This window comes from Rhodocytophaga rosea, from assembly GCF_010119975.1.
Taxonomy (GTDB): domain Bacteria; phylum Bacteroidota; class Bacteroidia; order Cytophagales; family 172606-1; genus Rhodocytophaga; species Rhodocytophaga rosea.
On record NZ_CP048222.1, the window covers coordinates 4,920,544 to 4,934,034 of the forward strand.

The window sequence follows — 13,491 nt, forward strand, 5'->3', positions numbered from 1 at the left end:
AATGCCTGATAAAATCGAGAATGCCAAAATATTTATTACCGGAGGTGCCGGATTTATCGGTTCTTATGTGGTAGAAGAATTGCTCGCCTATAAGCCTGCCAGAATTATTATCCTAGATAACTTGATCAGAGGCTCATTAGAAAACATGCAGGCCTTTATCAATAATCCGGTAATAGAGTTTGTGGAAGGCGATATCAGAGATAGAGAATTGCTCGAAAAATGTGTGGCAGGCGCAGATTATGTTTTCCATATGGCTGCCTTACGCATCAATTCCTGTGCTGCCAATCCCAGAGATGGATTTGAAGTAATGCTGCAATCTACTTTTGAGTTAGCCGAGCTTTGCCTAAAACATAAAGTAAAAAAGGTAATCTACAGTTCAAGCGCTTCGGTGTATGGACTGGCACAGCATTTTCCTACCCCCGAAACCGATAATCCGTACGACAACCAGACATTTTATGGGGGTGCCAAGCTATGGGGTGAGCAGTTATTCAGAAGTTATAAATTCATGTTTGGGTTAGATTATGTAGCTCTTCGCTATTTTAATGTGTATGGTGCCCGCATGGATACAGATGGAAAATATACCGAAGTAATGATTAAGTGGCTTGATTGTATACGGGATGGCAAAGCTCCTTTGATTTATGGAGATGGCTCTACTACGATGGATTTTGTATATGTGCGGGACGTAGCCAAAGCCAATGTAGCCGCATTATTGGCAGAGGTGACAGATGAGGCATTTAATGTAGGAAATTGTGAAGAAACCAGTCTGAAACAACTCTTGCATACCTTATTGAAAGTAAATAACTCAACACTTGCCCCAGAGTACAGAGAAGCAAACTCAGTAAATCCGGTAAGCCGCAGACTGGCAGATAATACAAAAGCGAAAAACTTTTTGGCTTTTCAGCCTTCTATAAGCCTGGAAGAGGGATTATATGAGTTGAGCCAATGGTATTTTGAAAAGCAAAAGATCAAAATATGATCAATATGGAATGCCCTTCCTGTGGATCAGCAGAAAATCAGTTAATAGAGGATCTTGCTTATCCGGGTAGGTCAGGTTATAAAAATGTGGAAGTACGCCATTTTTAATTATGATACCCTAGGGTCAGGCCAGAAGGTATCTGCTATTGCAAAACCTGGCATAAGTGCATTGGAAAAAATAGGTAATATAATTGGCTTCAACGGTTTCAGACTAGTTGTTTTTGCCAGACATAAAAATAATTCAACCATAAAATGATACCGATAGCTAAACCTTATTTGACGCAGGATGAAGCACAGGCCACTTATGACACAATTCTTACCGGGTGGATTACGCAAGGACCAAAAGTTCAGGAGTTTGAAGAAAAATTTGCTGCATATACAGGTGCTAAATATGCAATAGCTCTTTCTAACTGCACTACTGCCCTGCATTTATCTATGATCGTATCAGGAATAGGCCCTGGTGATGAAGTAATATGCCCATCTATGAGTTATATTGCTACGGCCAATGCCATTAGATATGTGGGAGCAAAACCAGTATTTGCTGAAGTAGACCCTTGTACTTATAATATAGATCTGGCAGATGTAGAAAAGAAAATTACGCCTAAAACAAAGGCTATCCTTGTTGTACATCAGATTGGCATGCCAGCAGATATCAATGCTTTTAAAAAACTATGTAATACGCATAATCTTAAGCTAATTGAGGATGCTGCTTGTGCAGTAGGCTCTTCTTATAAAGGGGAAAAAATCGGAACCCATTCCGACTTAGTTTGTTTTTCTTTTCACCCCCGTAAAGTAATGTCTACCGGCGATGGGGGTATGATCACTACATCTAAAGAGGAGTATTACACTAGATTAAAATTATTACGTCAGCATGGTATGTCTGTGAATGACCGTACACGCCATTTGTCTAGCAAAGTGGTATTTGAAGATCATGTGGAATTGGGGTATAATTACAGATTGACTGACATTCAGGCTGCTGTAGGAATAAAACAATTAGAAAAACTAGACTGGATTATAGCAGAGAGACGTAAAATTGCTCTGAGGTACCACCAGGCATTCCAGCAAATAGATTGTATACGATTGCCAGTTGAACAGGAAGGATACTTTTCAAACTACCAGTCGTATTCTGTTTACCTGAAAGAAAATTGTCCGATTTCTAGAAATGAACTGATGCAAAAGTTACTGGATGCAGGCGTTTCTACCAGGCGCGGTATTATGACAACTCACCGGGAAACTGCCTATGCTGAATACAGTAAAGGCATTAAATTGCCAGTTTCAGAAGATGCGTCTGATAGAAGTATTATTATTCCATTGTACGTACCCATGCCTGAAGAAGAAATAAGTGAAGTAATTAACAAGATAAAAGAAATTCTCGGTAGATAATGCATGTGGGAATATATTATAAAAAACCCTGTTAGCCTGTGGATACAATGGATAGTGGCAACTGCTGTGTTGAAATATAAACACAGACATAAGAAATTGAATATTAGAAACGGAGCTATTATTAAAAAAACACATATAGGATACTGTACTAAGTTTTATGAGTATGCTTATGTATACAATTGTACGATAGGTGATTTTTCATATGTAGGCCGTAATTCCAGAGTTGGAAATTGTGTAATAGGAAAATTTTGTTCTATTGGTCCTGAATTTAAATGCGGTTTAGGGAAACATCCATCCCATACATTTGTTTCTAGCAGTCCCATATTCTATTCCACCGGACAGCAACTTCCCCTTTCTTTTGTTTCAGCAGATTATTTTGAAGAATTTGCGCAGGTTAGCGTTGGCAATGACGTCTGGATAGGAACGAGTGTGATAATTATGGATGGTGTAACGGTAGGAGATGGCGCCATTATTGCCTCTGGTGCAGTCGTAACCAAAGATATTCCGCCGTATTCCATTGTGGGCGGGGTACCTGCCAGGCATATCAGATACAGATTCGGCCCCGAAGAGATCGAATTTTTGTTGAAGTTTAAATGGTGGGACAAAGATCCTCAATGGTTACAGACTCATGCAGCCGAATTCCGGAATATATCAGAATTTATAGCAAAGAACCCTTCCAGCTTATAATTTTTTATTTCTATCTTATCCGGAAAGCCTTCAGCGCTATAATCGTTCCAGGATAAAAAATTTATTACTTTTGCAAAAAAATATAAGCCCAAGATAACTTCCTGGATCAGGCAAGCTTTGGCAAGGTTATCCGAACCTGCCATTTAATATGAGTAGTACAATATGAAAAAAACACTTAAGAATTTATTCAGAAAGCTTGGTTACGAAGTATCTAAATATTCACTTGCCCATTCCGCACATGCTTTACAAAAGCACCTCATTCAACAAAACCAGTTTGATTTAATAATTGATGTAGGAGCCAATTCGGGGCAGTATGGTGTTTTGCTGCGCGAAATAGGATATGTGGGAAAAATTATTTCTTTTGAACCTATTCCGGCGATTTTTACACTGCTTCAGAAAACAGCTTCGCAAGATTCAAAATGGGAAATTCATAACTATGCGATTGGCAATGAAGATGGTACTATTTCAATCAATGTTTCCGAAAATACATACAGCAGTTCAATTCTTCCTATGCTAAATACCCATTTGGAGGCTGCACCGGAATCAAGATACGTAAAACAGGAAAGTATTGCGATAAAAAAGCTCTCCTCCATTTTAACTTCAGCTTATTTAACCAAGTATAAGTCAATTTTGCTAAAAATCGACGTACAAGGGTATGAAATGCCTGTTATAGAAGGAGCTATTCCGTTGCTGCCTGGTATTAAAATGGTGCAAACTGAATTATCTTTTGTTCCGCTGTATGAACAAGCTCCTTTGTATACAGATATAATCGAGAAAATGAAAGAAACCGGCTTTGATTTCTTTACCTTTATTCCAGAATTTATAGATCAGTCGAGTGGGCGCTTATTACAGGCAGATGGTGTATTTGTAAATAGAAAATTATTGTCGCCTGATCTGAGCGGGAAAGCCAAATAAATGAAAAAAAAGGGCGGTTTACGTACAAAAGGCATTCTGAAAAGTGGGGATGCTACCCATCCTTTGGTGAGTATTATTACTGTTGTATATAATGGTGAAAAACATATAAAAGACACGATACAAAGTGTACAACAGCAAACATACAGTCCAATAGAATATATTATTATCGATGGAGGCTCTAAGGATAATACGCTAACGATTATAGAAAAACATGAAGGAAGTATAGACTATTGGGTAAGTGAGCCGGATAAGGGAATAAGCGATGGATTTAATAAAGGGATACAAGCGTGCAGGGGAGAAATAGTAGGGATAATTAATTCAGATGACTGGTATGAAAGAGATGCGGTGGAAAAAATTGTGAAGAACATAGGAGATAACGATGTAGCTTATGGTAAAATAGTATATTGGCGTCATAATAAAATAGATAAAGTATCTCCGGCAAACCATACATTGCTGCCCAGAGAAATGAGTGTAAACCATATGGCTGTATTTGTCAGAAAGACTGCTTATGAGAAATGGGGCTCATTTGATACTGCGTTAAAATATGCGATGGATTATGATTTGCTGCTGCGTTTTTTTCTTGGAGGAGCAACATATGTATATATAGATGCAATTATTGCTAATATGCGGTGGGGAGGCTTGTCTGATAACCTGTGGATCAGCGCAGTAAAAGAGGTACATGCGATAAAGTTGAAAAACAAATTGCCTAAAACATTTGCCTGGTTCTATACGCTCAAAATTTTTCTATTTATTTCGGGTTCCAAACTGATGAATGTGTTAAAAATACGAAAGCCTTACTTGAGGTTAAAACAGATATTGCAGGCCAAACAGGTAGATAACATGTATGAGGAGAGTTAAAATTTTGCTTTACTGGATTTTCCGGGCCAGATTTAATGTAAGCCTTCCGGAACTCTTGCAGTTTCTCAAGAAGCCCACTGTGAAAAATATTGGGTCCCGGTACATAAAAAATATCACAAAAACCGACGGCTACGAAATTTCTTTTGAGCCAATTCCAGACAAACTGTACTGGCCAGGGAATTTTCCGGTGGAGGGTATTTATCAGGTTACAGCTGAAACTTTTGATAAAGATGACTGGCATTTCTACCAGAAACAGCATACTGAAATTGAGGAAGGGGAAATTCTGCTGGATATCGGAACAGCCGAAGGTTTATTTCCCTTATCGGTTATACAGAAATGTAAACAGGTATTTTTAGTAGAACCCAACAAATACTTTTTTGCTGCACTACAGCGAACCTTTCGCAACTACCAGGATAAAGTTGTCTTGATACATTCCGCTGTAGGCAATAAAGATGATATTATCTCCTTGCAGGGAGAATCTTTGAGTGGCCAGATTTCTGATGATCTTTCTTCAGGAGATACGGTAGAAATCCATAAGATTGATCATTTGATTGCCGGACACAGAATAACTTATCTTAAAGCTGATATAGAAGGGTTTGAGTATGAAATGTTGAAAGGTGCCGCTGCTATCATCAAGGAGAATAAACCTAAAATTGCTATAACTACCTACCACCCACAGAATAATGCAGAAGAGATCATCAGTCTGATCCGGAGTTATGTACCGGAATATAAGTATTATGTAAAAGGGATATATGATGTAGAATGCAAACCTGTAATGATCCACTTATGGTGTTAAGCGCTTATGAAAATCAATAAGTATTATCCGTTTGCATTTATATATTTTTTTCTAAATAGTGTAGCGCTTCCCTTAGGCGTATTATATACAACGCTGCTTACCCCGGTTTTTTATATATGGTTGCTTATCAAGGGAAGAAAACATATATTAATCTACTTTCTGCTTATTTCTGCTGTTTTTGGCATTGCTCACCTGCTCAATGGAGTATTGCTTATCGACTATGTAAAATCGTATATTCTTTTTCTGTCTACCTATATTTTCTGTTATACTTTCTATGTCTTCTGTATAAAAAAAGCTTACTTGCTGGAAGATATATACAACCGCCTCGCTAAAGCAAATTTTGTACTTACCCTAGCTGCTATATTCTCTCTGTTTACGGCTTTCTCCTATTTATTCTGGACTACCAGTCTGGTATCTGCCAGTTTAGCTGATTTTCCAAGGCTCACCATGTTTACTTATGAGCCTTCTTATTATTCTACACTGCTTGCCCCATTGTTTTTGTTTTTCTTTCTCAAATTTTTTCTCAGGGCAAATACAACTCATTTTCTTAAGGTGTTCATTCTCGGTCTGCCATTGTTATTGTCTTTTTCATTAGGCGTTCTGTCTGCTATTATTTTATCGATCACCTTATTTTTCCTGATCAACTATTGGAGCATACTTACCAAAACCCGCTTTTTTAAATGGTTTACCAGGATACTGTTTTTACTTGTATTCACCGGCATTGTCCTATTGTTGTTTTATCCGGATAATCCTTTATTCATCAGAATAGGTGATATTATGGCTGGTACTGATACCTCAGCCAAGGGACGCACCTTTGAAGCCTTTGAACTGGCATATATTATTGCCGGCCTGAAAAGCCTGTGGTGGGGAGTGGGGCTTGGACAAGTGAAAACGGTGGGTTATGAAACCATTATTAATTACTACAATTATCCCAGAGAACTTTTTCCAGTAGTAAGAATTCCTAATGCATTCGCTGAAACACTGGCTGTTTTCGGTATAGTAGGTATTAGTCTGAGACTGCTGATTCAAATTTATCTTTTCTTTAAAACAAACGTACTCAACAATTACTATCAAACGTTACTATTTTTTTACGTTTTTATATATCAGTTTACGGGAAGCTATTTAACTAATATCGCTGAGTATATTATCTGGATAATGGCGTTTACAAACTGCTTTCCACAATTTAATAAAGATTACTTGAATAGATTTACGACATCAAAATTTAACTAACACCAATTGCTGGGTAATATAATGGCACGAGATCTACGCACCCTGAAGATACTTTTTATTGCCAGAGCTACCTTGTATAGTTCACCCGGAGGAGATACGGTACAGATTGATTCCACCGCCAAATATTTGCGCAAATTAAATGTACATGTAGATATAAAAATGGCTAATGAGCAAATAAAATATAGTACATATGACCTACTGCACTTTTTCAACATTATCCGTCCGGCAGATATTCTATGGCATGTGAAGGCATCTAAAAAGCCATATGTTATTTCAACTATTTTTGTTGATTACTCGGAGTATGATCAATATCACAGGAAAGATACATTAGGATACGTTAGTAAATTTTTGCCTGCTGACTTGATTGAATATGCAAAAGTGATAGCAAGGATGATAAAGAACGGGGAAAAAATCAATAGCTGGGATTATCTGTTAAAAGGCCATAAAAGTTCAATTCAGTACCTGATAAAAAACGCTAAGTGTTTGTTACCAAATTCAACCAGTGAGTACAACCGATTATATGCAGCTTATCGTACGCCACAAAAGTATTTTGTGATACCCAATGCAATAGATACTGAAAGATTTTATGCTTCTGATTCAGAAACTCATGAAAGACACAACTTGTTGTCGGTGGCCAGAATAGAAGGCAGAAAAAACCAGCTCAATCTAATTCGGGCTGTACGAAATTCACCTTATGAATTATATATTGTAGGCAAGCCTTCTCCAAACAACCTATCCTATTATGAAGCCTGCTTGAAAGAGACTACGTCAAATATTCATTTTATTGGCCACTTAACACAGGAACAGGTTAGTATCTATTATCAGCAGGCGAAGGTACACATCCTGCCTAGCTGGTTTGAAACTACTGGCCTTTCTACTCTGGAAGCGGCTATTATGGGCTGTAATATTGTAATTACCAATAAAGGAGATACCCAGGAATATTTTGGCGAACATGCTTATTATTGTGACCCGGAAAGCCCTGAATCAATTCGTCAGGCTATTGATGCGGCTTATAAAGCTCCGTCGAATGAAGCACTGAGAGAACTTATTCTGAAAAATTATATCTGGGAGAAAACGGCCCAAAAAACGTTAGAGGCGTATCTTTCTGTGCTTAGCTTTGATTAGAAACAGCTTTAAAATATATTTGATCTATATTTGTTGGAATGAAGATAGCTATTTTAGGAACAAGAGGGATTCCTAATCACTATGGTGGTTTTGAGCAGTTTGCAGAATATCTTTCAAAGGGGCTTGTTCAATTTGGCCACTCCGTTTATGTATATAATCCACATAATCATGTGTATCAGCAAAAAAACTGGGAGGGCGTGCATATACTGCATCAGTTTGATCCGGAATATAAGTTAGGAACATTTGGACAGTTTATTTATGATTTCAACTGCATTGCAGATAGCCGCAAAAGAGATTTTGATATCATCCTGCAGCTAGGCTATACCAGCAGTTCTGTATGGGGTTGGATGCTCCCTAAGCAGGCTGTCATCATTACCAATATGGATGGGTTAGAATGGCGTAGGACCAAATATAGCAGAATGGTACAGAAGGGATTAAAACATGCCGAAAAATGGGCCGTACAAACAAGTGATTATTTGATAGCAGATTCTATCGGGATTCAGAATTATCTGAAAAATAATTATAATAAAGACTCATTTTTTATTCCTTACGGCGCTTTTTTATTTCACTCTCCTGACTTTACCACTATTGCATCTTACTATTTTCAGCCTTTCTCTTATGATATGTTAATAGCCAGGCTCGAACCCGAAAACAGCATTGAAGAGATTTTGCAGGGAGTTACAGATTCAAAGACAGAGCGGCCTTTTTTAGTTATTGGCAATCACGCATCTGCGTATGGTAATTATCTTAAAACTAAATTCACCGATAAAAGAATTAGATTCTTAGGAGCTATTTATAATATAGTAACTTTGAACAATTTGAGATATTATAGTAATCTATATTTTCATGGACATACAGTAGGTGGTACCAATCCTTCTTTACTGGAAGCCATGGCTTCGTCGGCTCTTATATGTGCTAATGATAATGAATTTAATCGATCTATTCTGGGAGAAGATGCCTATTATTTTACTGATAGCACATCGGCTAAACAGATACTGGAAGCAGTAATAAAAAGCGGTGCAAAGGAAAATAGTAAGATCAATCAAAATATACGGAAAATTGAGCAATATTATTCCTGGGATAAAATAATTAAAGATTATGAAAAGTTTATGGAACAATGCCTGCAGCAAAAAGTAGTTGTTTCTTAAGATTAGCCAAGCGTCTGTTCTATTTTAGTTAAGCATAATGCTCCACAACAGAACGAATTTACATCAGCAAATACTGTTTTATTTACTGGTTTTAATTACCGTTACTTTACCTTTTACTGTTCGTATAAATAGCTTTTTTATTATATTATTAGCGACAAACTGGGTATTGGAGGGAAGTTTTAAATCAAAGTTTATCAGACTAAAATCAAGCAAACTGGCTTTACTTAGCATAGGATTTTATATTTATCATCTGATAGGCCTTACGTACACGGACGATTTGCAGTCGGGTTTTTCAGATATAGAAACCAAATTATCTCTTTTTCTATTTCCGATGGTTATCGGCAGTTCTCCACCATTAAGCCGGAAAAAATTGGATATACTATTAAAAGGGTTTATTGCTGCTTGCATAGTGGCTATTCTTATCTGTTTTGGCTATGCATTCTATCAATATTTTATTAACCACACTACTACCTATTTTTATTATCATGAGCTAAGTAGAACTATCCGTATACATGCCATTTATTTAGCAATGTATCTGAATTTTTCAATCGGAATCATTATCTATTTTTTAAGCAGAGACTGGAATAGAATATACACAATACATAAATTATTATATATCGCCATTATTGTTTTCTTTTCAGTAGGTATTTTTTTTCTGGCCTCTAAAATTATTATCATTTGTTTTTTCATCTTTTGTAATGTATTTATAGCCAGGTTAGTTTTCTTAAAAAGGGGATTAGCAACAGCTATAATTCTTACTGCCCTAATCAATATTGTAATTTTTGCTTTACTCCTCAGTATTCCCTATACCAAAGAAAGGTTTCTGGTAGAGAAGGATCTGAATTTTGACTTTATTGAGAAAAATGAGTATGATAGAGAGTACAGCGGGTTTGTATTACGGGTGGTATTATGGAAGTTTAGTGCAGACATATTAAATGCCCAGCAAGGATGGATTGCTGGTGTAGGAACCGGAGATGGACAAAAATTCCTGGATCAACGCTACCGGGATCATGGCATGTATACTGGTAATATCAACTTCAATGATCGTGGATACCTGGGATATAACACCCACAACCAGTATATGCAATTTCTACTTTCTCTAGGTATAATAGGCATTCTGTATTTTATAGTAATTCTTTGTTTATCTACTGCTCAGGCAATACAACATAAAAATTATTTGTATCTATATTTTTTACTTTTATTTGCAATAAGTGCTGTTTCTGAGGCAAATCTTTGTACGCAGAAAGGGGTTGTGTTTTATGCACTTTTTCATACACTTTTTGTTGCCAGCTATCAAAAATCACAATTTGCTGTTTGAGTGCAGTAATCAATTAGCTTTATCTGAAAATTTAGTTCTTACTTCTTTAAAATAGTATATGGTTAAAATAACTGAAAGAAACCAGTATATTTTTTTAGCTCTATTTGTGCTTATAGGGATCTGCTTGCGACTTTTCAGACTAGACTATCAAAGTCTCTGGTACGATGAATTACATTCTATCATTCCAACAGCTCCTGGCAATACTGTTGCCTCTATTATTGAATATTGTAAAAAAGATCAACCACCTGCCTTTTTTCTTTTGCTACATGGATGGTTTCAAGTATTTCCCTACAACGATTATTCTGGAAGACTCCTTTCAGTTATACTGGGTATTGGGGGAATAATTGCTATATTCTTTCTGGGTAAAGAAATAAAAAATAGCACAGTTGGTATAGCTGCAAGTGCCATTACTACTTTTAACTGGTTTCACATCAATTATTCGCAGGAACTACGGTTTTATACATTATTATTTTTATTAACGGTATTATCTTTCTGGTTCTTTATCAGAGCGTATAAGCAAAGTACTTTCCTCCATTTTTTTCTGTACTCCGTTTGCTCGGTTGCATTAATTTATACACATTATTATGCGATGGTCGTACTAGCTTCACAACTTATTATATTTATTGGCCTACTCATCTTTTTTGATAAAAGAGGTATTAAAATGATCGTATTAGCTATACTATCAGGTATACTTATATGTGTTGCCTTTATTCCTTGGATGCCTACTGTACTAGCAGATAACAATTACAGTTCATTCTGGATTGCGATGCCTAAGTTGTATTTCCCGGCAGTATACTTATATGTTTATTTAGGTAAAGATCCTTATTATGGTATCGTTGTTCTTGTTCTTGGCATATTGCTAATTAGTTATGCTATTCAATTATATAAGCAAACTGTGACAACCTCAGAAGAGAAAACTGCTAAAAAATCTATATTTATTCTTTTCCTATGGATTATACTTTCCTATCTGATTCCTTTCTTATACTCTGTGTTGGCATTGCCTATGTTACATGAGCGGTATACTATTATTTCTTTGCCTGCTTTGTTTATTGCATTTGGTTGGGGCTGGAGCCTTATTGAGAACATGAATATTCGCCGGTTTGTGCCAATAAGCATATTTTTGTCTACTATTATTAACCTGCTATTCTTTAATCAACATTATTCCCGTATTTATAAGATGCAATTGCGAGAGTTATCTCAGGAAGTAATCAATATAAATCGGGCCACTCATTCTAATCCACTTATATACAGTACTGGAGCCTGGTATTTCAATTATTATTTTAATCTTTTACAGCCTGATACCCTAGTAAGAGACATAAATGGAATCAACCTGGAACAAAATATGGCAAATGCTGATTCTATATGGGTATTAGAAGCAGCAGCCTTGGATCAAATAGATGAGATAAATAAAACTTATATTGAAAAACACTTTGTACCTAGAAAAGAAATAAGCCTTTTTCAGACATCTGCGGTATTATATGAACGTGTCCTCGCAAGTTCAAAATAAAAAGCAACTATTGTATTGATGCTGAATTGGTTAAGTAAAGCTATTTTTTATATTGAAACAATAAATATAATTTTACAAAAAACTAGCTTTATGTTTTAAAAGACGTTAAAATTCGAATACTAATATTATAATTTTAAATTAATTAATATAGAACTTGACAACCAGATATTCTAAATTTACGAGAAGCATATACCTGATAGGAGATATTATTTTAATTAATCTGTCTTTTATCATCTCCTATATATTAAAGTTTTATAATATCCCTGATGTGGACCAGGATGCATACATTATTCTGGCTCTCTACTTTAATCTTACCTGGGTAGCAGCGGCTTTTTTTCTACGGATTTATGATATCAGCCGGGTAGAACAGAATAAAAATATTATTCTTAATATTTTAAGGATCTTAGTTTTTCATGTGCTGCTGGTAACTGCCTTTTTCGTAGCTCGTAAAGGCTATTATTATTCCAGGGAACATCTGCTGGTAACCTATTTATTAACAACAGTTTTTGTAACTTCCTGGAGGCTGGCTTGTATTCAATTTTTTAGGGTATACCGAAAAACAGGCTATAACTATCGCAATGTAATTATTATTGGCTGTGGAGAAATAGCTTACGAACTTAAAAATTTCTTTCAGTCAAATCCGCAGTATGGCTACCGTTTCCTGGGCTTTTTTGACGATCATACCAAAGACAGTGAGGTTAAAGGTGACCTGCAGGATGTTCAGGGATATTCGTTGCTTCATGAAGTAGATGAAATATATTGTGCCAAACCTGACCTGGCCAATGACCGCATTAATGATCTGATTGACTTTGCTGAGAATAACCTGATCCGGGTAAAATTGATTCCGGATTTTCGGGGTATCAATTATAAACGTATAAATATTGATTTTTATGGCCATTTCCCCATACTGACCTTCCGGGAAATTCCCTTGGATGACGTATTGAATCAGGCTACGAAGCGGACATTCGACATTATATTCTCACTGTTTATTCTCATTTTTATCGCCAGCTGGCTTTTTCCCATTATTGCTCTTTTTGTAAGATTAGATTCACGGGGGCCAGTATTTTTCAAACAAAAACGTTCTGGCCGTGATAATCAGGATTTCTGGTGCTGGAAGTTCAGGACCATGTATGTTAATCAGGAGTCGAACATCAAACAGGCAGAAAGAAATGACTCCAGAGTCACGCCAGTCGGACGGTTTTTGAGAAGAACCAACCTGGATGAATTACCTCAGTTTTTTAATGTATTGGTAGGAAATATGTCGGTAGTGGGACCAAGACCGCATATGCTGGCACATACTGAAGAATATTCCAAACTCATAGATAAATACATGATGCGCCACCATGTAAAACCTGGCGTTACCGGCCTGGCGCAAGCAAAAGGATACCGTGGCGAAACCAAAGATCCGCAGTCGATGAAAAACCGGATCCGGGTAGATACCTTTTATGTAGAAAACTGGTCATTTTTGTTAGATCTGAAAATTATTTTCATGACCATTAACAGCATGATCAAAGGCGACAGGAATGCCTTCTGATAGTTAAAATGCAGT

11 protein-coding genes and 2 pseudogenes are annotated in these 13,491 nt (G+C 36.5%); all 13 read left to right on the plus strand.

Annotated elements, in window-relative coordinates; translation table 11 throughout:
• Window position 1: 1 nt before the first annotated feature.
• The gene (locus GXP67_RS20415) at window positions 2–976 is read left to right on the plus strand and encodes an NAD-dependent epimerase/dehydratase family protein (RefSeq protein WP_197901545.1); all 975 of its coding nucleotides are present in this window, start codon (window positions 2–4) and stop codon (window positions 974–976) included.
• Window positions 977–1,227: 251 nt separating this feature from the next.
• Entirely contained in the window at window positions 1,228–2,358 is a 1,131-nt protein-coding gene (locus GXP67_RS20420; RefSeq protein WP_162444841.1) for a DegT/DnrJ/EryC1/StrS family aminotransferase, read from the plus strand.
• A 399-nt stretch (window positions 2,359–2,757) separates the two neighbouring features.
• A pseudogene (locus GXP67_RS38325) lies at window positions 2,758–2,958 on the plus strand (CatB-related O-acetyltransferase); the annotation flags it as partial.
• Between the two features lie 249 nt (window positions 2,959–3,207).
• A complete protein-coding gene (locus GXP67_RS20430; RefSeq protein WP_162444843.1) occupies window positions 3,208–3,960 on the plus strand; it encodes an FkbM family methyltransferase in 753 nt (250 codons plus the stop codon).
• Window positions 3,961–4,818, plus strand: a complete 858-nt coding sequence (locus tag GXP67_RS20435) for a glycosyltransferase family 2 protein (RefSeq protein WP_162444844.1) — start codon at window positions 3,961–3,963, stop codon at window positions 4,816–4,818.
• Entirely contained in the window at window positions 4,805–5,614 is an 810-nt protein-coding gene (locus GXP67_RS20440; RefSeq protein WP_162444845.1) for an FkbM family methyltransferase, read from the plus strand. The genes GXP67_RS20435 and GXP67_RS20440 overlap by 14 nt, the downstream gene beginning before the upstream one ends.
• A gap of 6 nt (window positions 5,615–5,620) precedes the next feature.
• A complete protein-coding gene (locus GXP67_RS20445; protein ID WP_162444846.1) occupies window positions 5,621–6,844 on the plus strand; it encodes an O-antigen ligase family protein in 1,224 nt (407 codons plus the stop codon).
• 21 nt (window positions 6,845–6,865) lie between these two features.
• Window positions 6,866–7,969, plus strand: a complete 1,104-nt coding sequence (locus tag GXP67_RS20450) for a glycosyltransferase family 4 protein (RefSeq protein WP_162444847.1) — start codon at window positions 6,866–6,868, stop codon at window positions 7,967–7,969.
• A 38-nt stretch (window positions 7,970–8,007) separates the two neighbouring features.
• Window positions 8,008–9,117: a DUF1972 domain-containing protein gene (locus GXP67_RS20455; protein WP_162444848.1), complete on the plus strand. Its 1,110-nt coding sequence runs from the start codon at window positions 8,008–8,010 to the stop codon at window positions 9,115–9,117.
• A 37-nt stretch (window positions 9,118–9,154) separates the two neighbouring features.
• On the plus strand, window positions 9,155–10,435 hold the full coding sequence (locus GXP67_RS20460; RefSeq protein ID WP_162444849.1) for an O-antigen ligase family protein: 1,281 nt from the start codon (window positions 9,155–9,157) through the stop codon (window positions 10,433–10,435).
• Between the two features lie 58 nt (window positions 10,436–10,493).
• A pseudogene (locus tag GXP67_RS38330) lies at window positions 10,494–11,093 on the plus strand (glycosyltransferase family 39 protein); the annotation flags it as partial.
• Between the two features lie 3 nt (window positions 11,094–11,096).
• Window positions 11,097–11,942: a glycosyltransferase family protein gene (locus GXP67_RS38335; RefSeq protein ID WP_232064512.1), complete on the plus strand. Its 846-nt coding sequence runs from the start codon at window positions 11,097–11,099 to the stop codon at window positions 11,940–11,942.
• A 154-nt stretch (window positions 11,943–12,096) separates the two neighbouring features.
• Window positions 12,097–13,476 (plus strand): undecaprenyl-phosphate glucose phosphotransferase, encoded by a 1,380-nt coding sequence (locus GXP67_RS20470; RefSeq protein WP_162444851.1) that lies wholly within the window; start codon window positions 12,097–12,099, stop codon window positions 13,474–13,476.
• Window positions 13,477–13,491 lie beyond the last annotated feature (15 nt).